General features: G+C 59.7%; 16 protein-coding genes, 4 tRNA genes and 1 pseudogene. 11 read left to right on the plus strand and 10 right to left on the minus strand.

Going from position 1 to position 20,559, the window contains the following annotated elements; translation table 11 throughout:
* Positions 1-127 precede the first annotated feature (127 nt).
* The 3 genes and pseudogenes from QZR30_RS19610 (at position 128) to QZR30_RS28055 (ending at position 3,621) form a co-directional block, all read left to right on the plus strand.
* The gene (locus QZR30_RS19610) at positions 128-1,540 is read left to right on the plus strand and encodes an aminotransferase-like domain-containing protein (RefSeq protein ID WP_056846284.1); all 1,413 of its coding nucleotides are present in this window, start codon (positions 128-130) and stop codon (positions 1,538-1,540) included.
* Positions 1,541-2,562: 1,022 nt separating this feature from the next.
* A pseudogene (locus tag QZR30_RS28050) lies at positions 2,563-2,760 on the plus strand (HAMP domain-containing protein); the annotation flags it as partial.
* A complete protein-coding gene (locus tag QZR30_RS28055) occupies positions 2,758-3,621 on the plus strand; it encodes a methyl-accepting chemotaxis protein (protein WP_428977831.1) in 864 nt (287 codons plus the stop codon). The pseudogene QZR30_RS28050 and the gene QZR30_RS28055, both read left to right, overlap by 3 nt.
* A 36-nt stretch (positions 3,622-3,657) precedes the next feature.
* On the opposite strand, the gene QZR30_RS19620 is transcribed toward QZR30_RS28055, so the two are convergent.
* Positions 3,658-4,470, minus strand: a complete 813-nt coding sequence (locus QZR30_RS19620) for an alpha/beta fold hydrolase (RefSeq protein ID WP_311903983.1) — start codon at positions 4,468-4,470, stop codon at positions 3,658-3,660.
* A 209-nt stretch (positions 4,471-4,679) separates the two neighbouring features.
* Positions 4,680-5,450 carry a hypothetical protein gene (locus QZR30_RS19625; protein WP_046069063.1) on the minus strand — a complete coding sequence of 257 codons (771 nt, stop codon included), beginning with the start codon at positions 5,448-5,450 and terminating at the stop codon, positions 4,680-4,682.
* A gap of 358 nt (positions 5,451-5,808) precedes the next feature.
* On the opposite strand from QZR30_RS19625, the gene QZR30_RS19630 reads away from it, so the two are divergent.
* The 4 genes from QZR30_RS19630 (at position 5,809) to QZR30_RS19645 (ending at position 6,223) form a co-directional block, all read left to right on the plus strand.
* Positions 5,809-5,884, plus strand: a tRNA-Glu gene (locus tag QZR30_RS19630).
* 3 nt (positions 5,885-5,887) lie between these two features.
* Positions 5,888-5,963 (plus strand) — tRNA-Gly (locus QZR30_RS19635).
* Between the two features lie 105 nt (positions 5,964-6,068).
* A tRNA-Glu gene (locus QZR30_RS19640) sits at positions 6,069-6,144 on the plus strand.
* A gap of 3 nt (positions 6,145-6,147) precedes the next feature.
* A tRNA-Gly gene (locus QZR30_RS19645) sits at positions 6,148-6,223 on the plus strand.
* A 79-nt stretch (positions 6,224-6,302) separates the two neighbouring features.
* Here the strand turns inward: QZR30_RS19645 and QZR30_RS19650 are convergent.
* The gene (locus tag QZR30_RS19650) at positions 6,303-7,094 is read right to left on the minus strand and encodes a helix-turn-helix transcriptional regulator (protein ID WP_056846287.1); all 792 of its coding nucleotides are present in this window, start codon (positions 7,092-7,094) and stop codon (positions 6,303-6,305) included.
* Between the two features lie 137 nt (positions 7,095-7,231).
* Here QZR30_RS19650 and QZR30_RS19655 point away from each other — a divergent pair, with 137 nt between their 5' ends.
* The 3 genes from QZR30_RS19655 to gltS all read left to right on the plus strand — a co-directional run bounded on the left by QZR30_RS19655 (position 7,232) and on the right by gltS (position 10,051).
* Entirely contained in the window at positions 7,232-8,335 is a 1,104-nt protein-coding gene (locus QZR30_RS19655) for a polyamine ABC transporter substrate-binding protein (protein WP_046069061.1), read from the plus strand.
* Positions 8,336-8,390: 55 nt separating this feature from the next.
* Positions 8,391-8,678: a hypothetical protein gene (locus tag QZR30_RS19660; RefSeq protein ID WP_046069060.1), complete on the plus strand. Its 288-nt coding sequence runs from the start codon at positions 8,391-8,393 to the stop codon at positions 8,676-8,678.
* 161 nt (positions 8,679-8,839) lie between these two features.
* Complete coding sequence (gene gltS, locus QZR30_RS19665) at positions 8,840-10,051, plus strand: sodium/glutamate symporter (RefSeq protein ID WP_046069059.1); 1,212 nt, start codon at positions 8,840-8,842, stop codon at positions 10,049-10,051.
* A 6-nt stretch (positions 10,052-10,057) separates the two neighbouring features.
* Here the strand turns inward: gltS and pdxR are convergent, their stop codons facing one another.
* A complete protein-coding gene (gene pdxR, locus QZR30_RS19670) occupies positions 10,058-11,548 on the minus strand; it encodes a MocR-like pyridoxine biosynthesis transcription factor PdxR (RefSeq protein ID WP_046069058.1) in 1,491 nt (496 codons plus the stop codon).
* Positions 11,549-11,625: 77 nt separating this feature from the next.
* Here pdxR and QZR30_RS19675 point away from each other — a divergent pair, with 77 nt between their 5' ends.
* Entirely contained in the window at positions 11,626-13,287 is a 1,662-nt protein-coding gene (locus QZR30_RS19675; protein WP_311903984.1) for a M24 family metallopeptidase, read from the plus strand.
* A gap of 33 nt (positions 13,288-13,320) precedes the next feature.
* On the opposite strand, the gene QZR30_RS19680 is transcribed toward QZR30_RS19675, so the two are convergent.
* From QZR30_RS19680 to QZR30_RS19705, 6 genes are all read right to left on the minus strand, one after another.
* A complete protein-coding gene (locus QZR30_RS19680; protein ID WP_311903985.1) occupies positions 13,321-15,060 on the minus strand; it encodes a dipeptidase in 1,740 nt (579 codons plus the stop codon).
* 95 nt (positions 15,061-15,155) lie between these two features.
* Positions 15,156-16,373, minus strand: a complete 1,218-nt coding sequence (locus tag QZR30_RS19685; protein WP_311903987.1) for a phospholipase D-like domain-containing protein — start codon at positions 16,371-16,373, stop codon at positions 15,156-15,158.
* 56 nt (positions 16,374-16,429) lie between these two features.
* Positions 16,430-17,077: a MotA/TolQ/ExbB proton channel family protein gene (locus tag QZR30_RS19690; protein ID WP_056846292.1), complete on the minus strand. Its 648-nt coding sequence runs from the start codon at positions 17,075-17,077 to the stop codon at positions 16,430-16,432.
* A 24-nt stretch (positions 17,078-17,101) separates the two neighbouring features.
* Positions 17,102-19,387 carry a TonB-dependent receptor gene (locus QZR30_RS19695; protein WP_046069053.1) on the minus strand — a complete coding sequence of 762 codons (2,286 nt, stop codon included), beginning with the start codon at positions 19,385-19,387 and terminating at the stop codon, positions 17,102-17,104.
* Positions 19,388-19,410: 23 nt separating this feature from the next.
* The gene (locus QZR30_RS19700) at positions 19,411-20,142 is read right to left on the minus strand and encodes an energy transducer TonB family protein (protein ID WP_056846294.1); all 732 of its coding nucleotides are present in this window, start codon (positions 20,140-20,142) and stop codon (positions 19,411-19,413) included.
* Positions 20,143-20,144: 2 nt separating this feature from the next.
* Positions 20,145-20,552, minus strand: coding sequence for an ExbD/TolR family protein (locus tag QZR30_RS19705; protein ID WP_046069051.1), 408 nt, complete (start codon positions 20,550-20,552; stop codon positions 20,145-20,147).
* Positions 20,553-20,559 lie beyond the last annotated feature (7 nt).

A 20,559-nucleotide genomic window follows, 5' to 3' on the forward strand; every position in this document is an offset into this window, starting at 1 on the left:
GTCCTAATATGTATCGGAAGGTAAATAATCCAATAAAATCAATACTTTAATATAGGTTTTCGACGGGGTTGAACGGGCTTCTGTGCTTAACTGTTTTAGGTTTACAGACAGTTGAAGTGAGTGGCTCATGGATTTAGGGATCGATCGACAAGCCCAGGTACCGGTGGTTCAGCAAATCGTCAGCGCAGTGGCAGAATGGATTCGCAAGAATGGGGTGAGCCCCGGAACACGCTTGCCGTCCATTCGGCAATTGGCCCTCGACAACCTGTTGAGCCAGTCCAGCGTGATGGAGGCATTCGAACGGTTGGTGTCCCAGGGCCTGCTGGCCTCGCGGCACGGTTCGGGGTATGTGGTGGCGCAACCGCCGGCAGCCGACGAAAACCACTGGTACGAAGGTGCGGAACAGGTCTGGGGCGCCTTTACCGATAGCCCCTTGGGCGAGCTGAAACTGGGGTGCGGCTGGTTGCCCGACGCTTGGCGTGAAAGCGACGACATCAGCTATGCGATCCGCGAGGTCAGTCGTACCGACACAGCTGGCCTGTTCAGCTACAGCACGCCGTTGGGGCTGCCGGCGCTGCGCGAGCAACTGCTCAAGCGCCTGACTCAGATCCATGTGCCCACCAGCCTGGACCGTATCCTCACCACCCATGGCGCCAGTCATGCCCAGGATCTGCTGATACGCACGCTGCTCAAGGCTGGTGATGAGGTGGTGGTCGAGACGCCGGGATACGGCAACCTCTATCGTCAATTGGACTTTCAGGGTGTCAGGCTACTGGAGGTGCCACGTACCAAAGGCGGCCCGGATATCACAGCGTTGGAAGTGCTGCTGCAAACCCGTCGCCCCAAGTGCCTGTTCATCAGCAGCCTGTACCACAACCCCACCGGCACCAGTCTGTGCCGCCGGGTCGCGGAGCGTTTGCTGGAACTGGCCCGGGATCACGACTTCCTGATCATCGAGGAGGACGTCTACGGCGACCTGCAACATGCCAGCTGCACGCGCTTGTCGGCGTTGCCCCACGGCGACCGGGTGATCTATATCTCGAGTTTTTCCAAGACCCTGAGCAGCGCCTTGCGCGTGGGCTACCTCTGTGCCAGTGCCACAATCATTACCCAATTGACCCATCTCAAGACCCTGACGGGAATCGGCACCTCACGCTTTGCCGAAGCCATGGTGGCGACGTTGTTGAGCAACGGCACCTACCGCAAGTGGGTGCAGCGCCTGCGCAGGCGGCTGAACGCGCAAATGGCCGCGACCTTGCAAGTGTTGGAAGATGAGGAGTGGCAAGTCTTTTCCGTGCCCGCTGGCGGTATGTTCCTGTGGGCGCGACCTGGCTTGGCTGACCCCTCACGCTTGCAGGCGTGCGCCCGACGCCTGGGGGTGTTGCTGTCGCCGGGAGGGTTGTTCAGCCCGACGGGTGAGCGCAGCGAGTGGCTGCGCATCAATGTGGCCTATGCGGCTGATCAGCGGGCATTGGCATTGTTCCGTGCCATGGGCGCAACCAGATCGACCTCGACCATTCTGAAAACGACGAGCATGTAGCTTTTTGCCATTATTCCGGCGCCAGCCGCTTGTGCTCAGTACCCATGGGTTGCCAATCTCACTGCTTGTAAACCTGGCTTATGGCATCTGCCATCGCAAGAGGATTCAAGGCAATGATTTCGGGCGTGCAACGACGTTTCGCCAACCTTGGTATGGCAAAAAAACTGGGCTTGGGCTTCACCTTGGTACTCCTGCTCACGGCGCTGGTGGCGGCGATAGGCGTGTGGTCGCTGCAAACCGTCGGCCAGCGTTTTGACGGGCTCACGAGCATGTCTTCGCTCAACAGCGGCTTGCTCAAGGTGCGCTTGATCGAGCAGGACTACGCACTGCACGCCGACTCCAAGGCCGTTGACGACCTGCATGCCGGTGTCGAGGCGCTGGCGGCGCAGGCCGCCAGTCTCAAGGCCCGGTCTGTGGCCAACGAGCAAGTGATGAGTGACGTTGAGCAAGCCTTGGCGGCGTACCGCAAGGCGTTCGATGAGTTCGTCGAACTGAACCAGACCAAGGACTTGGCGCTGGAAATGGCCAGTTGGTCAGTGTCCAGCGTGGCGAACAACCTGGATGTGTTGCAAGCCGGCCTGGCGGACGACGGTGCTTATGGCCTCAAGGAAAGCCAAGGCAAAGAGGGGGCCGAATTTATCGAGCAGGCGGGGCAGGTCAGCCAGGTATCGCGCTTGATGCTGCAAGCCATGGACGAGGCGCGGGTGCGCCTGGACCAGAGCCGCAAGGCTGACGCCGATGCCGCTGAGCAGGGCAAGATCGAGCAGGCCGACCAGGCGCTGGCTGAAGTCGAGAAGCTCAAGAGCAGCGTCAAGGACCCCGGCTACCAGACCGTCCTCAACGAAGTCTCCGGGCACATCGCGTCATTCAGTGAAAAACTCGGCGAGTACACCGGGCTGCTGGCCCAGGAGAAAGTCGTCTATACGCAACTGCACGACCGCGCTGAGCACGTGGTCAGTCGCGTCAACCAGGCGTATGCCGCCGAAGACCAGTCCATGCAGGCACAGTTGCAACACAGCGCGATGCTGATCATCGGCTCATCCGCCCTGGCTTTGCTGGTGGGCTTAATCGCTGCATGGGTGATAACCCGGTTGATCGTGGCGCCGCTGCGCAGCGTGATCGCCGTGGCCCAACAGATTGCCGCGGGTGACCTGAGTGGGCGCATGGAGGTCAGCCGCCGTGATGAAATCGGCCAATTGATGCAGGCGATGCAGCAGATGGGCAGTGGTTTGAGCCAGATCGTGCGTGGGTTGCAGGCCGGTATCGAACAACTCGCCAGTTCCGCGCATTCGTTGTCCAGTGTCACCGAGCAGACCAACCTTGAGGTCAGCAGCCAAAAGGAAGAAACCGAGCAGGTCGCCACCTCGATGAATCAGATGACCGCCACCGTGCATGATGTGGCGCGCAACGCCGAGCAGGCCGCCCAAGCGGCGCAGACGGCGGATGACAAGGTCGACAGCGGCCAGCAGGTGGTACGTATGAGTTTGCAGCGTATTGAATTACTGGCGGCGTCGAGCAGCAGCGCCAGCGCCAGCATCGAGGGCCTCAGTGCAGAGATCCAGAATATCGGCACTGTATTGAGCGTCATCAACAGCGTGGCTGAACAGACCAACCTGCTGGCCTTGAACGCCGCCATTGAAGCGGCGCGTGCCGGTGAACAGGGCCGTGGCTTTGCCGTAGTGGCCGATGAGGTACGGGCACTGGCCAAGCGCACCCAGCAATCGACCGAGGAAATCGAGCGCCTGGTCAACACCTTGCGCAGTGCGGCACAGGCGTCGGTGCAGCAGATCCAGCACAGTGGCGAACTGGTGAAGCAGGCGGTCGGTGATGCCCTGGAAACTGAAAGCGCCTTGGGTAGCATTGCCGCTGCCGTGTCACTGATCCAGCAGATGAATCAACAGATCGCGGCCGCCGCCGAGGAGCAAAGCTCGGTGGCCGAAGAGATCAACCGCAGCGTCACCTGTATTCGTGCCAGTGCCGACCACTCGGCGCTGAGCATGCAAGGCAACGCCGCATCGAGCCTCCAGCTGGCGCAGTTGGGGGTAGAGCTCAAGGGCATGGTGGGGCATTTCCGCCTTTGATCGCAGCGACGGCGCTGCGATCAATAGGCAGGGCGATCAGGCGTGGTTGGCGAGGAAGGTCAGCAGGGCTTCATTGACGAATTCGGGGTTCTCGCGGCTGGAAATATGCCCGGCCTCGGGGATCAGGATCAGGTCGCAGCCAATCAGTTCGGCCATTTCCTCTGACTCTGCGGGCGGCCGGGGTTTGTCCTGCTCGCCGCACATCACCAGGGTGGTGTCGGAATCCAGGCGTGGTAGTTGCGCCAGGATGTCTTCGCGACTAAAGATCAAGCGGCCCAGGGGCACGATGCTTTCCAGCAGTTGCTCCCTGGAATAGCTTTGCAGGGATTTTCGAAAATCCCGGTACAGCGCCGATTCGCGGTCGATGCCCGGGCGGAAGAAGATCGGTGCGATCACATCCAGCAACGGTTCAGGGATCTCGCCAGCGTCTTCAATCATCTTGAACAGCGAGAAATAGTACTGGCGTGTTGCTTCGGGTTCGGCGCCGAGGTAGGTGTCCATCAGCACCACGCTGTTGACACGCTCGGGAGCCTGCAATGCCAGGCGTGCGCCCCACATGCCGCCGACCGACAGGCCCACCAGGTTGATCTGCTCGATGCCCAGATGCTCGAGCAGCGCCAGGGCCTGGCGGGCCAGGCCATCCAGGGACTTGGTTTGCGTCGGCAGTTTGCCCGACTCGCCATGGCCCCACAGCTCGGGGACGATCACCCGGTATTGCTGCGACAGCGCTTCAATCTGCGGCGCCCACATGTCGCTGGCCCACAGGTAGCTTGAACCTAACAGGACGACCGGGCCGGTGCCCTGGTCAAGATAATGCAGCGGTTGTCCATCAATCACGGCAACAGGCATAACAGGCCTCTAACTTCACGGAGTGAGGAGCACTTTTTTACGCTAGTTGTGGGTGGGGGGATAGGTGCAAAGTGATGGCCTGTGAGGTGAGGGCGCTATCCAGCTGATGCCCCGCAATCCAGATATGGGAGGGTGCTTGGCCCCCCTCCCACATTTGGATCGTCTTACACCAGGTAAATCGCCCATGCTGCACGTTATTACCTGGGCTATCAGTCGTAGATAGCTTTCTTCTTCCACTCGGCATCGGCGTCGACGACCTTCAACCCCTCGGTCAACTCGTTGACTTCGTCCTCGGCGGGCTGGCTGTTGGTCAGTACCGTGGAGTTGGCGCGTGCCAGTTGCGATTCCAGCAGTTGCAGCTGCGCGCTGTAGAGCACCGGCTCCGGTTGTTTGCGCAAGTACTGCACACCACGCTCGAAGGCCAGGCGCGCCTGGCCCGGTTGGCCTTGCTGCAGGGCATGCTGGCCGAGGTTGTTAAAGAACTCGATATGCAGCAGCACCAGGATATGACGGATTTCCTTGATCCAGTGCTTGGCCTCGTTGGTCGGCAGGAAGCCGTCCTGGGCTGCACGGGTGACTTGGCCGTGCAAGGCTTCGAGCAAAAAGCGCACGTCCTTGGCCTTGGCTTCGGTCTGGATCGGCGCCGGTGGGTTGGCCACTGGAATCGATTCGCCCTGGGCGATCAGTGCATTCAACTCGGCGATACGTGCCTTGAGTGGCGCGCTGGATTTGTTGAGGTTCAACAGGCGCTGAGTAACGTTCAGTTCCAGGCGGGCCAGCAACAGTTTGAGCGCCGGGGTCATCAGTTGGCCAGGAAAGGTCTCGGTGATTTCACCGCAGCGGCGCAGCCGATCATTAAGCTCGATCTCGGTGCGCTTTTTTTCCAGCTTATTGTTTTCCACCACATGGTTCATGTAGCCAATGGCGATCAGTATTGCGATCCCGGCTATTACCAGCAGGGTGATCATGAGTGGTGTCACCGGTGTGACCTCTTTATAGGGTTTGCTGTGGAGTGTAGTGACTGGGTCAGCCGGCGGATAGGATTGATCGACCAATTGCCCAGGTACTTTCTTCTATATAGGTAGGCGTGCGCTGTATGGCTGCACATTGCCATCACTTGCCTGGGTGAACTATAGCGTCTTGGCGGGCGCCAGAATATAGGCGCCAAGGCTCGGACGCCGACAAAGCCCGGGAAGGTCGGTAAACCATGGCGAAGTCATTGATTTAAATAAATTTATCCTTGGGGGTTGACGACCTTTCAATCCATCCATAGAATGCGCGCCACTTACAGCGTAAAGCACACAGCGAAACGCGGTAGGGAGTGAATGTTGTACGTGTGTCCCCTTCGTCTAGTGGCCTAGGACACCGCCCTTTCACGGCGGTAACAGGGGTTCGAGTCCCCTAGGGGACGCCATATGCGGGAATAGCTCAGTTGGTAGAGCACGACCTTGCCAAGGTCGGGGTCGCGAGTTCGAGTCTCGTTTCCCGCTCCAATTTTTAAGCAGTGTTGCCCTCGGGCGGCATTGAGTGAAACCAGGACCAAGTCTTCGGATAAGGCCTCTGGGCACTGAAATACACACCATGTGTTTCAGTAGCGTGTCCCCTTCGTCTAGTGGCCTAGGACACCGCCCTTTCACGGCGGTAACAGGGGTTCGAGTCCCCTAGGGGACGCCATTTGCGGGAATAGCTCAGTTGGTAGAGCACGACCTTGCCAAGGTCGGGGTCGCGAGTTCGAGTCTCGTTTCCCGCTCCATATTTAACAAAAACGCCGATCAGTAATGATCGGCGTTTTTGTGTGTGCTGAATTTACCTCACCCGCGCACCGCCAGCACTCAAGTGGCCGCAGGCGCGTCTTGCCTTGGCATAAAAAACCGCGCAAACAGTTCGGACTGCGACTTTATATTCAACTTGCTATAGATGTTGCGGCGGTGGACTTTGATGGTTTCCGTCGACAGCGACAGCTTCCCGGCAATCTCCTTGTTGGAAAAACCGCTGAGCAGCAACTTGAGTACATCTTTTTCGCGAGTGGTTATCTGGGCCTCCAACTGGGCTATGGCTTCAGCCCATGGCGCCGGCTCGGCGATGTTCTTTTCCTGGTCGCTTTCAAAGCACATGCGTTGGTGCATCATCGCCGTCACCCACGGCTTGATCATGTCGAGCATGGTGACTTGCGCCTGTGTGAATCGCACGTTGCTGCCAAACGACATGCACAAAGTTCTGTCGGCATCGAGGCGTACGTTGTATTGCGCCTCATCGACCGAGATGAATTGCGCGAAATACTGATGGTAGTACTCGGTCTCAAGAAAGTGTTCCGGCGCAATATCGAGCAGATGGAAGAAGCCGCTCTGCGGGTTTTCTCGATCAGCGATATAAAACGGGTCCAGTAGATAAAGACCTTTCACATAGCGGTGAATAAAGGCGTCAACCTCTTCGCTGTCAGCTACCTCAGGCAGGCTGATCACGCGCACAGAGTGATCGCCGAAAACCAGTACAACCCAATTGTCTATCTGCACGTATTCATTCAATACACGAATCAATGAGCTCCAGAATTCTGGCCGATTGAGCTGCATGATCAGTTTGCCAACGGATCGATGCCAGGCCAGGCTATGAAGGTCAAGCGACATGTTCTACCCCTTTAGGGTTAGGGATTGGCAGGCCAAGGCTAAGTATTTCTAGGTATTTACTATTCAACCATGCCCGGTATATTCACCCCGAACTAACGATAGCCATGAAGGCATGTCGGGTGGACAAGGATAGTCATATGAGTCGATCACACTTGCGAGCTATTTTTTTAGCCTTGCTGCTGGGTGCCGCAATCAGTACACCGGCAGGCGCCGCCCAATCTTCGTTGTATCTATATAACTGGTTCGGGTTTCTTGAGCCGCAGACCCCGAGTGAATTCCAGCAGGAATCCGGCATCAAGTTGCACATGGACGCCTTCGACAGCGCGGAAATCATGCAGAGCAAGGTGATGGCCGGACGCACCGGGTATGACCTGGTGGTGGCCACCTCCAATGTGCTGCCCGGGCTGATCAAGGCCGGCGTGTTGCAGCCGCTGGATCGCTCGCAATTGAGCAATCTGTCGCACATCGATCCCGATATCCTCGCTCTGCTGGCGGTCAATGATCCCGGTAATCGCTACGCCGTACCCTACGTATGGGGCACCACCGGCATTGGCTACGACGTGGATAAGGTCAAGGCGGCACTGGGTGAGGATGCCCCGGTGGACAGCTGGGACCTGATCTTCAAGGAAGAGAACATCAGCAAGCTCAAGACGTGTGGCGTGGCCATGCTCGACTCGCCCAGCGAGATCATTTCGATTGCCTTGCACTACCTCGGGCTCCCGAGCAACAGCACCAACCCCGAGGATTACCAGAAGGCCCAGGCCCTGCTGTTGAAAATCCGCCCCTACGTTCTCTATTTCGACTCATCTCGCATCGACACCGACTTGGCCGACGGCAATATCTGCGCCGTCGTAGGCTGGGCCAACGGTGCCCTGGCGGCGCAGGCGATCAATGAAAAGTCCAACAGCGGACGCAAGATTGCCTACAGCCTGCCCCGGGAAGGGGCATTGGTCTGGTCTGAGAACTGGGTGCTGCTCAAGGATGCCCGGCACCCCAAAGCCGCCCTGGAATTTATCAACTACATGCTGCGGCCACAGGTGATCGCCAAGACATCCAACTACATGCTCTATCCCAACGCCAATAAAGATGCCACGCAGTTTGTCGAACAGAAGCTGCGGGATAACCCGTGGATTTATCCCGATAAAAAGACCATGGCCACATTGGTCCCGCTCGAGCCCTTGCCGCTGAAGGCCGAGCGCATTCGCACCCGTGTGTGGACCAAGGTCAAGAGTGGTACGTGAGGGTAGAACTATTGGCCGGCTGACCACAGGGCGGGGGCCGGGGGAGGGAGACAGCATGCGCCAAGGTGTTGATCAGGGCTATCTGGAGTCAGACGACTATAAGGCATACAAAGAGATTGAAGAGCAGATTGGCCTTTGTACGCCCGAACAAGCCTGGGCCATGTATTACGTCTCGACGGGCATGGTGCGCGAGAACATTACCCTGGCAGTGATGGAGCACATCGGCAGGGGTAACCGCGCATTGCTGCTTGAGTTCCCTGACCTGGTGCGGGTCGAGGGGCGCAACTATGAGCCCGGAGCACTCGCGTCCAACTGGCCCTTGTTGCGACGCTATCGTGAATAGCCTCATGGGCCGTCTTTCCTATCAGAAGCGCAGCTCGTCGTAGGCCATTCTTGTAAAACATGTAGGGATAGTCTGTACTTTTTGTGGGGGAGGTGCGTTTCTCTGTCGTGCTCTCTACTCTGGCCACCCATTCTCCTTGCTCACTTCAGAGAAATGCCCAGATGCTTCAACTCGATTTTTATTCAACATTGGTGGCCGCTTCGCTGGTGTTATTGCTGGGGCGATGGCTGGTGACGAGGATCGGCTTCTTGCGCACCTACAATATTCCCGAACCGGTCGCCGGTGGTTTGTTGGTCGCCCTGCTACTCATGGCATTGCGCGGCCTGGCTGATATCGAGGTAAGCTTCGACCCCTCTTTGCAAACCCCCTTGATGTTGGCGTTTTTCGCCACTATCGGCCTTAACGCAGACTTCGCCAGCCTGAAGAAGGGCGGGCGCATAGTGGCCATATTCCTGCTGGTGGTAACCGCGCTGCTGGTGTTGCAAAACGCCATGGGTATCGCACTGGCCACGGCGCTTGGCCTGGATCCGCTGATGGGCTTGCTGGCCGGCTCGGTGACATTATCCGGCGGACATGGCACTGGCGCGGCCTGGGGCGCGGTGTTCAGTGAGCAATATGGCGTAGCTTCTGCATCTGAGTTGGCAATTGCCTCGGCGACATTTGGCTTGGTACTCGGTGGCCTGATTGGCGGCCCCGTGGCGCGCTTGCTGATCAAGCGGGTCGAAGTGCCAGGTGTCGGGCAACCGCAGCCGCGCTTGCCAAAGGGCTTCGAACAGCCCAACCAGGAGCGTCTGATCACGGCGTTTTCGTTTATCGAGACCCTGGCGTTGGTGGCGATCAGCCTGAAGGCCGGCACCTTGCTCAACAGTGCCATCCAAGGCACTGCCTTCGAATTGCCGACCTTCGTCTGCGTATTGTTCGTCGGTGTAGTGCTGCGCAATGGGCTGTCGATCCTCGGCTGGCACCAGGTGTTCGAGCGCGAAGTGTCGGTGCTGGGCAATGTCAGTTTGTCGTTGTTCCTGGCGATCGCGCTGATGTCTCTCAAGCTCTGGGACCTGGCGGCACTGGCCTTGCCGATTGTCATCCTTTTGGCTGCGCAGGCGCTGTTGATGGCGTTGTTTGCGATTTTCGTGACGTTTCGGGTAATGGGCCGTAATTACGACGCGGCGGTATTGGCGGCCGGTCATTGCGGGTTCGGGCTTGGCGCCACCCCCACTGCGATTGCCAATATGCAGGCCGTGACCCAGCGCTTCGGGCCGTCACAGATTGCGTTCCTGGTGGTGCCGATGGTCGGGGCATTCTTCATCGATATCACCAATGCTGTGGTGATCAAGCTGTACTTGGCACTGCCGTTCCTGGGGGCCGTGGGGTAAGTCGCTTCACCCCGTGGCCAGCGCTCTCATCGCCTGGGCCAAGCGCTGCGTGGCTTGCGCGATTTCATCCCGGTCCAGGGATGCAAAGCCCAGGCGCAGCGCATTTTCCGGACGGTCGTTGGGTGAAAACTGACGACCGCTGCGCACCACCAGCCCATGGTCCAGGGCGGTGGTTACCAAGCGATCCACGTCTATTCCTTCCTCGAAGCGTACCCAGAGCGCCAAGCCACCCTCAGGCTCGCGCACCTGTATGCGATCGCCGAATGCCTGGTCCAGGCAATCGCGCAGCACAGTTCGGCGCGCCAGGTATTCTTTCGAGACGCGGCGCAGATGCTTTTTCAACTCACCGTCATTGATCAAGTCCGCCAGCATGGCCTGCGCCACCCCATCGGCATCGCCCACCATCAATGCGGCATTGCGCTGTAAAACCTCAATCACCTGGGTGGGCGCCACGATGTAGCTGCAACGAAACGTTGAGCCCAGCACCTTGGATAACGAACCGATGTAGATCACGTGGCGTTGGGCGCGGTCACTGGCCAGCGGCAGGTAAGGGCGACCGCTGAAATGATATTCGTGGTCGTAGTCTTCCTCTATCACGCAAAAATCATGTTGCGCAGCCAGTGCCAGCAAGTGTTGCCGGCGTGCTGCATGCAAGCTCACGGTGGTGGGGAACTGGTGGTGGGGTGTGAGGTAGATCATGCGCACTTTATGTTCGCGGCATAAGCGATCGATCTGGTCGGTGCGGCAACCTTCATCATCGATGTCGACCGTGACCAGTTGTGCGCCGAGTTTTCGGAAAATTTCCCACGCCGGCGGGTAACTCAAACGCTCTACAAGCACCACGTCGCCGGGCTTGAGCAGCAGGCTTGCGCTCAGGTACAGCGACATCTGGGTGCCCTGGGTCAGGCAGATATTCTCGGCATTCACCGTCAACCCGCGATTATTTCGCAGCATGTCGGCCAGGGCGCAACGCAAATGGTAGCCGGTGCCCTCACTGCCGTAGCGCAAGGTGTTGGAGGCAAAACTGTTACGTAATGCATGACGATAGTAGCGATGCAAAACGGCCTGGGGCAGCAAACGGTGATCGCTGGTGCCATTGTCGAAAAACAGCGCACCCTGTCGATGCTGGAGAGCGACCACTTGGGCGTTGTGGGTGAAATACGGCACCACCGTCTGCTCCAGCAGCGGCGGCGCGAAGGACGGTTGCGCAGCACTGGGCATGGGCTTGGGCGTCAATTGCGCATTGACGAAGGTGCCACGGCGCGGCTCGCTGATCAGCCAGCCTTTGGTCATGGCTTCTTCGTAGGCCAGGATCACGGTCTTGCGGTTGACGTTGAGCAACTGCGCCATTTCCCGTGTGCCCGGCAGTAAGGCTCCAGGCGCCAGGCGGCCTTCGAGGATCGCGCTGACCAGGCCCTCGGCAATCTTGCGGTAGGACGCCTGGTGGGTATCTTCGTCGAGCTTGAGCAAGGGGCGCCATTTGCGCATCTGGACCATCTGAATTATCCAAATCTGGAGGTTCTAATGGGCCTAGTCTAGCGCAACAATCAGGTCTCACTCACCCCGAGGTCCTTATGAACACACACCATGTCATCGAACTCGCCCCCTCGGGGAAAACCTTTGAAGCCGGTGATGAACTGTTGCTTGATGCAATGCTTGCCAGCGGGTTGACCGTGCCGTTTTCGTGCCGGCGTGGCGCGTGCGGGTCGTGCAAGGTGGTAGTGGCGGACGGTGCATACCGTGCCAAGCCACTGGACCCGGGCGCCCCGGCACCGTCCTATCCACTGGCAGCCAATGAAATGCTGCTGTGCCAGAGCCATGCCTGCTCCGACATGCGCCTGGAGATTCCCGGCTGGTCGCTGGACACACCCGTGCTCGTGGTCGAGGCAACGGTGCTGGGCAAGCGCGCGCTCAGCCCCGATGTCATCGAGTTGATCGTGATGCCGGACATGCCGCTGGCGGTGCGTGCGGGACAGTACGTCAAGTTCCGCCTGGTCGATGGTGACTCGCGTTGTTTCTCAATCGCCAACCTGCCGGCTGAGAGTGATGGGCGCCTGATGTTTCAAGTTCGTAGAGTGAGCGGTGGGCTGTTTTCCGAGACCTTCCTGGGCGCCCTTGAAGCCGGCGACCTGTTGCAACTGGAAGGGCCTTTTGGTGCCTGCACCTGGCAGGACGATGACGCTGCGCCGGTCATGCTGTTCGCCACGGGCACGGGTTACGCGGGTATCAAGCCGATTCTGCTGACCGCCTTGAAACGCGATGTGGAGGTGACGCTGTACTGGGGCGGTGCGCAGCCGGCAGATTTTTATGACCGTCTGTTTTTGGACAGGATGGTCATGGACCACCCACGTTTTCACTGGCATCCGGTACTGGCCTCAGAGGGCCGGGTGCAGGAAGTTGCACTGAATCATGGTCATCACTGGGAGGCTGCCCAGGTCTATGCCTGCGGCAACGGTGCGATGATCAGCCAGACGCGTGCGGCTTGTCTTGAAGCGGGTTTGCCCAGCCATCGGTTTGTCGCGGAAGCCTTTGTGCCCAGTGGCCGTTCGAGTGCGGGAACGCTCTCCAAGCCATTGGACCCGGTCTGGGAAAAAGTCGGCCCACGTTACTCGCTGGACGGCATGCTCGCGGCACGTGAGCAGTCCATCCGTGCCCTGGCGGCGATCGCCAGCCAATTGAAGGTGGGTATGACTACTGGCGAAGCCCTGGATATGGCTGCCGAGCAACTGCACGCCCTGGGCGCGTCCCACACCTGGCATCCAACCTACATTCGCTTTGGCGCCGACACGGTGCGCCCACCCCGTGAAGGCATTGACCGTCAACGCAGGCTGCGCGCCACGGACATCGCCGTGGTTGACCTGGGCCCGGTGTGGGATGGCTACGAAGGCGACTACGGCGACACCTTTGTGTTCGGTGATTTGCCGTTGCACCTGGCCTGTAGAAAAGCCCTGCATGAAGTATTTGATGAAACCCGTGAAGCCTGGCTGCGCGGGCTGACCGGGCGTGAGCTCTATGACTTCGCCGAGCAGAGCGCCGAGTCCAAGGGCTGGAGGCTGGCGCGCAACCTCGCAGGGCACCGCCTTGCGGATTTTCCCCATGCGCTGTTCGAAAGCAAGGTGCTGGCGGAGCTGGAAATCCCACCGAGTGAGATGGCCTGGGTGCTGGAAATCCAGCTATGCCATCCCACGGAGCCGGTCGGTGGTTTTTTTGAGGATATGCTGATGCTGCAAGCCTGACGAGCCCGCCATTGCGGCGGGCTCCCACTGCGCTCAGAGCTTGGGTAGTTGGCCAACTCGGCCCATCATTTCAGTGACAATCTGCAGGTCCAGCAAAAACTGCTCGACGGTCTTGAACTCACCGTCGGTGTGCCCGGTGTACTTCTCTTCAGGTCGCGCCAGGCCAAATTGCACGCCGTTGGGCAAGTCATGCACGGAGGTCGCGCCGGCCGAGGTGCCGAACTTGTGCGCCATGCCGAGGTTTTCCGTGGCGACCGCCAGCAAGGCCTTGACCCATTCACCTTCAGGGTTGCGGTACATCGGCGTATCCAGCGAGTAGGTAAAGTCCACCTTGACCTGGGTGCGTTTGTCCCAGGCGCTCAACTTCTCGGCGATTTCGGCTTTGAGTTTTTCCGGCGATTTGCCCTTCGGCGCACGCAGGTTGACCGCCAGCTTGAAGGCTTTGTCGTCCAGGCCGACAAAGGTCGGCGAGGTGGTCAGCGGCCCCATGAAGTCATCGGCAAAGCCCACGCCCAATTTGCCCCCCAGGTAGTCCAGGCCCCAGTTGTCCGCCGCATAGTGGGCGGCGTCGGTGACGTGGTTGTGCTTGAGGGCGATCTTGCCGTCGACGCTGTGGATCAACTCCAGCATGCGTGCCACCGGGTTGATCCCGGATTCAGGTTCCGAGGAGTGGGCAGATACGCCAGTGACGGTGAGCTTGACGTCCTTGCCGTCGACCTTGGCAGTCACCTGGAAATTGCCGCCATTGCGCTTGGCATAATCAGCACCAGCATGCTGCAGGCTGGCTGCCAGTTCGGCAGGTTTATCACTGACCAGCGTGGCGACCGATACCGAAGGAATCTGGTTGGTGGCCTTGCCGCCAGTCATCGAAATGATTTCTGCGCCTTGGCCTTCGCCCTTGCGCACCGGGAAGGTGGCCATGACGGTGCCCGAGCCTTTTTCGGCGATCACTACCGGGTAGCCGCCATCCAGCGCCAGGTTGTATTGCGGCACGGGATTGCGTTCGAAATAGTAAGGAATGGCGTCGCCGGAGGTTTCCTCGGTGGTGTCCACCAGCAGCTTGAACGTGCGCGCCAGCGGCAGGTTTTCTTCCTTGATCACCTTCATGGCGTACATCGCCACGACGATGCCGTTCTTGTCATCCTCGGTGCCACGGCCATACATGCGGTCGCCGATCAGCGTGACCTTGAACGGGTCGAGCTTGGTGCCGTCTTGCAGTACCCAATTTTCCGGCGTCACCGGCACCACATCGGCGTGGGCATGCACGCCGACGACTTCATCGCCGCTGCCTTCCAGGGAGATTTCGTACACACGGTTATCGACGTTACGGAAGTTCAGGTTGAAGGACTTGGCCAGGGCCTGGATCTTGTCGGCAATCTTGAGGAATTCCGGGTTTTTGTACTGTGGCAGACCGTCTACGTTGAACGTCGGGATCTCCACCAGTTCGCGCAGGGTTTCCAGGGCCGCCTTGCCGTACTTCGCCCGGGTGTAGATGCCGAGCAGGCGGTTGATTTCGTTCTGCTGCTCGGCGCTCAGGGTCTTGTTGTCGAGAAAGGTGCTGATGGCCGGGCCGACGTCACTGCTCTTGCCCAGGTCGCCCTTGGCCAGGGTGCCGAGGAAACTGCGGAAATCGGTGACCGACGTGTCGCTGAAGCTCTTCAGGATCGCCGCGCTTTGTTCGGCGCTTATGTTGGCGAGCGCAGGGGTGGTGACAACTGAAAGGCTAGCAGCGAACAGGGTGGCAGCTACCAGTTTTTTGAGTGGGAAGTGCATGGTTGATGGCATTCCTTTGCAGGTAGTGAGTAGGAGGTTTCTGACGGATATGCCAGAAACATTTCCACACACTACCATTACTCAGGTGCCCAAGGTCAAGGCTGGCCAGGATGGGGCGCAGGGTATTCATCAGTCACGTTCAAGGCTCTAGCGTAGGGCCCTTCCCACAGTTGCGCATGCAATTGCCCTACGCGTTTGGCCATCGCTTCACTGCGCATCACCACCTCCAGGTTGCGCGAGTTATCCAGGTAACCACCCAGCCAGTTGCTGGTGCCGATCCACGCCACTTGCCCGTCGATCTCCATGGTCTTGCTGTGGATCACCCGCGCGTAGGGGATAAAGTCTTGCTTGGCCTCGGGCAGCGTGACGATCTTGATCTCGACGTTGGGCAGCACCGCCAGGCTCTTGAGGTAGGGCAATTCCAGCTTGTCGGTGTTCCAGTTGGACACCATCAGTTTGATTGACACCCCGCGGGCGGCTGCGGCGCGCACGGCGTTGTCGATCACCGCGTAGTACGGCCGGGTCCGATCCGGGCCGTAGGACAGTGGCGCATAGTCAAGCAATTGCACGCGGACTTGTTTTTTTGCTTCGCCCAGCAGGCGTGGCAGTTCCAGCTGTGAGTCGCCTACGCCAGGCGGGTTGTAGCGTTGCGGGCTGGCCACCAGGTAATTGCCGACACGCGTAGGTTCCTGGCCGGTGGCCGGCAGCGGCACCGGTTGCTTATCGGCGAGGGCAGCCTGGGCTTGCCAGTCCTGATCGAAGATCGCCTGAACCTGGCCCACCACCGCCTCGTCCGTAATCCGCAGCCCGGTTTCGTGGATATGTTCCAGGGAGCGCCAGTCGAAATTCTGGCTACCGATAAATGCCTGCTTGCCATCCACCACAAGGTATTTGGCGTGGATGATGCCGCCGCTCAGTTGCCCGTAGGGCAGCACACGGAAGGTCAGATTGGGAATCGCACGCAGACGTTCCAGGGTGGCGGCTTCCGATAACTTGATGCCTTTTTCTTCCAGCAGAAAACGGATTTTCACACCGCGCTTGCCGGCAGCCTCAAGGTGCTCGATGACCTTGTCCATTACCGAGCCTGGATGATCGGCGGCGTAGAACTGGCCGATATCAATGCGGCTTTTTGCGCCGTCGAACAACTCGATCCATACCGCGCCGGTCTGGCGCAGATCGGCAGCGTCCAGGGTGGTGTCCACCGGCACGGTATGCACCAATTCAAACCCTGGAATGGAAAAGTCCGCCTGGGCCAGCGGACTGAGGAGCAAGCCGGCGAGGCTTGCAATACGCAACTTCATCGAAAGGGACATAAGCGTCTCATCGGACAAAAAGAGGGGGCGGGTGCATGACGCGCCCGCCCGGCGGGTCATGCCGTGCGGCTGTGAAGCGGGGTCGGCACGCGGTGTGGTGCTTCGGCCTGCTCGCGGGCGCCGCTGGCTGCGCGGATCAGCAGGATCTTCAACTGATCATTGATGCGTTCCAGGCTGTCCTGGAAGAAGTTGTGGAACACCACGCAGAACAGCGCGATGGCGATGCCCAGGCCGGTGGCGAACAGGGCCGTGCCGATACCACCGGAAATCTGCCCTGGGTCGGAAACACCCGCCGTCGCCAATGCCTTGAAGGTGTCGATGATGCCCAGAATGGTACCCAGCAGGCCGAGCAGCGGGGCGGCAGTGGTGATGGTTTCGATGATCCACAGGCTACGGGCCAAGGGCGCACGGGTCTTCAGGTATTGGGTTTCGATTTCGTCGTCGAGGTCTTTGCGCGAGCCATTCGATGCCTTCTGCGCCAGCACCGGCAACACCATGTTCAGCGCCAGGCTGTGGCGGCGGGTCAGGCTGTCCGGCAACTCGCGTTCGCTGTGCACCTGAGGGCCCAGGGCGTCGGTGAGGGCGCGGGCCTGGCGGCGCACATAGGCGAAGTAGATGCCGCGTTCGATGGCGATGAAGATCGCGATGGCCATCGCCGCATACATCACATAGAAGGTGACGTCGTGGAGCAGGTTCATATCCATGATGGTGTTCCTCTTGGGTCAGTCTTAGAAATTCGCTTCCAGCGAAACCGTTACGGTGCGGTCCAGGCCGACGATGTACGCCGGGTCGCCATCGCGGAAGCCGCTGTAGCTGGCCGCGTTGGTCTTGGTGGTGTACACGCCGTCCAGGTACTTCTTGTCGAACAGGTTGTCGACGTTCAGGCGCAGGGTTGCGTCCTTGACCACCTTCTTGTCCACCGGCAGGTAGATACCGGCGCCGAGGTTGAATACGGTGCGTCCGGAAATGGCTTCGTCGTTGGTCAGGTCGCCGTAGAGCTTGCTGGTGTACTTGCCGCCGAAGGTGCCGTAGAAGCGCCCGTCGTCATAACCGATGTTGGCCGCCAGCATGTTCTTGGGCACATTGGCGAACTGCTTGCCGCTGGTGGGCAAGACGATGGCTTTGCCGGCGTTGTAGACGGTCATGTCGTCTTGCTGCTCGGCCTTGGTGTAGGTGTAGGAGGTGTAGTAGTTGAAGTGGTGAGGCAACTGGCCGCTCCATTCCAGCTCCAACCCTTTGTTGGTGACCGCACCGACGTTGATGTCGGCAGCGTCACCATTGATGTCTTTGGACGACACCTGGCGGTTCTTGAAGTCCATGTAGAAAAGGGTGGCGGCCAGGCTCATGTCGTCGCCGCTGTAGCGCCAGCCCAGTTCATGGTTCCAGCTGGTTTCCGGCTCGAGGTTGATAGAGTCGGCGCCCTTGTCGTAGAGCGCGTAGTTCTGCGGTACGCGCATGTTGCGCGAGAGGCTGTAGAACAACTGGTCACGCTCGTCCAGCTGGTATTTGAGACCGACGTTGGGCAGCAGTTTGTTATAGGTCTGGTTACGTTTTTCCGGCTGCTCGGTGAGGCTGCCGTGGTTGGTGCCGTCACGCTCGACGTTCATGTACGCAAGGCCGGCGATGAAGGTCCAGTCCGGGTTGATGTACCACGTGTCCTGGGCCCAGACTTTTTGCGCCGGGGTGACAGTGAAGCGGTCGCGTCCCTGGATCTGGTTGCCATTGGCATCGACGATGGCACTGTTGGAGTCGGGCCAGGTGTCGACCGGCTTGCCGTTGCTCTTGAGCGGAATGAACGGCTGGGTCTGGCTCTGGCGTGCGCGCTCGTACCAGTAGCCGAACTGCAGGCTGTGGTCGCCCAGGTCCCAGGTCAGCTTGGTGGTGATGCCCGGACGCCAGGTCTGGGTGCGCGAAGGGCGGTAGTACACGCCGCTGTTCGGCGTGCCATCGGCGTTGTATTGCGCGGCGGTGGGCAGGTTGCCGAGGTCGAACACTCCGCCCTGGTTCGAGCCGCGGTTGAGCGCATAGGCGGACGAGCCGACGCCGCTGCCGTTGCCCCAGTAGTAATACGGGATCACCGACAGGGCCAGGTTGTCGGCCAGTTTGAACTGGGTGTTGAGCACGGCGGTAAAGGTCTGGAACGGGTTCTGCGCCAGGGCGTAGTAGCTGTTGTACTTGCCGTTGCTGCCCACGCTCGGCGTCGCCGGGTAGGGATCGTACTTGCGGCCGTTCTGCTGGAACTGCGCCTTGGTCAACTGGCTGTAACTGTTGTTGTCCTGCTCGTGGTACTTGAGGATCAGGTTGGCAGTGTTGCCGTTGCCGGCGTCGAAGAAGCTGTTCCACTCCACCTTGTCAGCGCGCACCGCGCCTGAGCCACGCCACATTTCCCCTTCGGTATGGGACACCGACAGCCAGTTGCTCAGGCCATTGATCTCGCCGGTATTGAGGCGGGCGAAGGTCTTGCGCGTGGCGTTGCTGCCGACCACCTGTTTGACGAACGCGCCGGTTTCCTTGGTCGGGCGAATGGTCACGATGCCGATGTTGCCGCCGCTCGAACCGATGTGCGGGCCATCGGCTTCCGATGCGCCCTGGGTGACAAAGATCTGGTCGATATTCTCCGGGTCGCCCAGCAGGTTGGAGTACAGCGCGTAGTTACCGGAGTCGTTGATCGGCATGCCATCCACCGACATGCCCACCTGGTCGGAGTTCATGCCGCGCATGGTGAAGCGAAAACCCGAGAGACCGGTGTTGTCTTCACTGGAGATGTTCAAGCCCGGGGTGTACTTGAGCTTGTCGATGGCGTTGCCCGTCGCGGCCTGCTTGTCCAGGGCTTCCTTGGTCACCGTGGAGCGGCCCTTGATGCTCTCCTCCGGGACCATATAGCCGCCGCCGGCGGTCGCCTTGCCTTTTACGCCAATGGTGCCGACGTCACTGTCGCTGGTCTCTGCCATGACCATTCCCTGGGTCATGCTGGTCGCGGCAACGAGTGCCAGATGAATACGGGTGAACTTCATCACTGTCGTCCTGGGTCGGGTGCTTATTGCACGCTGTAGTTGAAGGTGGCGGTGAAGCGTTGCTCGTTGCGCCCCCCGAAGGCTTGCTCGGGGAACGGCTTGACTTGCTTGATGCGACGTAAGCTGTTGGTGGCGGCCCGGTTGAGCAGCATGCTTGAGGCCGGGCTTTGTACGCCGGAGTCGAGAACGCGACCCTGGCGATCTACCAGCAACCACACCACCACCTCGCCACTCGGGCGTTCGAGGGACGCCTGGCGCCCGGTGGGGTATTGCTTGTAGGTGTCCAGCTCGTTGCGCAAGCCTTTGAGGTAACCGCCTTCCAGGGCCTGGCCGTCAACCTTCGGCGGCGCAGGCGGGGCGGGGGCCGCCACGGGTGCTGCCGGGGCTGGTACGGGCGGGGTGGGTTTGGCGGCGGCGACCGGGGGCGGCGTGGACGCTGTCTTGGCCACCACTGGCTTGGGCACAGGTTTTGGCTTGGGCTTGGGTTCAGGTTTGGGGAGCGGCTTGGGCGGTGGCGGTGGCGGAGCAGGCTCGGCCTCCTGCTCTTCGATCACCGGCGGTGGCGGCTCTTGCTCCACCACCGGTTCCGGGACGACTTCCGGCTCCGGTTCGACCAATGCCAACTCGACCGCCGACTCGTCATACACCGGCTCGACCTTCAAGGTCTGGGATTGGATACCCAGTGCAATCAGCACCAGGGCGATCACGGCCGGTACACTGCCCAGCAGCTGACGCGCACGAAACAGCATGTACATGATCAGGACTTACGCGTAGCGATGGAAACGGAAGTGAAGCCACCCAGGCGCAGGGTGTCCATCACTTCCACCAGGCGCGAAACCTCAACGCCTTTGTCGCTGTTGACGATGATAGTCGACTTGGTATCGGGCTTTTCGGCGGCCTTCAGCGCCGGCACCAAGGCATCCACCGTCAGGTCCTTGCCGTCGAGTTGCAACTGGCCTCCCAGGCCCAGGGTGAGGATGAATTTGTTTTGCGGTTTGAGCTGCTGTGAACTGCTGGCACTGGGCAATTGCGTCTTCATGCCGAGCGCGGGAATCACGTTCAAGCTCACCAGTACGAAAAACACCAGCAGGAACATCATCACGTCGATCATCGGGATCAGCTCGATGTGCGCCTTGCGTTTCTTGGGTTCGTCCCAGGTTCTCATTCCGTTA

The organism is Pseudomonas sp. rhizo25 (genome assembly GCF_031931935.1).
In the GTDB taxonomy this organism is placed as follows: Bacteria; Pseudomonadota; Gammaproteobacteria; order Pseudomonadales; family Pseudomonadaceae; genus Aquipseudomonas; species Aquipseudomonas synxantha.

What these genes read in the sequence shown, in the direction of transcription:
- QZR30_RS19660 (WP_046069060.1), top strand. Translation starts at nt 8,391, where the DNA reads ATGCGCCAAGGTGTTGATCAGGGCTATCTGGAGTCAGACGACTATAAG.
- QZR30_RS19695 (WP_046069053.1), bottom strand. Translation starts at nt 19,387, where the DNA reads ATGAAGTTCACCCGTATTCATCTGGCACTCGTTGCCGCGACCAGCATG.
- QZR30_RS19680 (WP_311903985.1), bottom strand. Translation starts at nt 15,060, where the DNA reads ATGCACTTCCCACTCAAAAAACTGGTAGCTGCCACCCTGTTCGCTGCT.
- QZR30_RS19690 (WP_056846292.1), bottom strand. Translation starts at nt 17,077, where the DNA reads ATGGATATGAACCTGCTCCACGACGTCACCTTCTATGTGATGTATGCG.
- QZR30_RS19675 (WP_311903984.1), top strand. Translation starts at nt 11,626, where the DNA reads ATGAACACACACCATGTCATCGAACTCGCCCCCTCGGGGAAAACCTTT.
- pdxR (WP_046069058.1), bottom strand. Translation starts at nt 11,548, where the DNA reads ATGGTCCAGATGCGCAAATGGCGCCCCTTGCTCAAGCTCGACGAAGAT.
- QZR30_RS19685 (WP_311903987.1), bottom strand. Translation starts at nt 16,373, where the DNA reads ATGTCCCTTTCGATGAAGTTGCGTATTGCAAGCCTCGCCGGCTTGCTC.
- QZR30_RS28055 (WP_428977831.1), top strand. Translation starts at nt 2,758, where the DNA reads ATGGGCAGTGGTTTGAGCCAGATCGTGCGTGGGTTGCAGGCCGGTATC.
- QZR30_RS19700 (WP_056846294.1), bottom strand. Translation starts at nt 20,142, where the DNA reads ATGTACATGCTGTTTCGTGCGCGTCAGCTGCTGGGCAGTGTACCGGCC.
- QZR30_RS19650 (WP_056846287.1), bottom strand. Translation starts at nt 7,094, where the DNA reads ATGTCGCTTGACCTTCATAGCCTGGCCTGGCATCGATCCGTTGGCAAA.
- QZR30_RS19610 (WP_056846284.1), top strand. Translation starts at nt 128, where the DNA reads ATGGATTTAGGGATCGATCGACAAGCCCAGGTACCGGTGGTTCAGCAA.
- QZR30_RS19620 (WP_311903983.1), bottom strand. Translation starts at nt 4,470, where the DNA reads ATGCCTGTTGCCGTGATTGATGGACAACCGCTGCATTATCTTGACCAG.
- QZR30_RS19655 (WP_046069061.1), top strand. Translation starts at nt 7,232, where the DNA reads ATGAGTCGATCACACTTGCGAGCTATTTTTTTAGCCTTGCTGCTGGGT.
- gltS (WP_046069059.1), top strand. Translation starts at nt 8,840, where the DNA reads ATGCTTCAACTCGATTTTTATTCAACATTGGTGGCCGCTTCGCTGGTG.
- QZR30_RS19705 (WP_046069051.1), bottom strand. Translation starts at nt 20,552, where the DNA reads ATGAGAACCTGGGACGAACCCAAGAAACGCAAGGCGCACATCGAGCTG.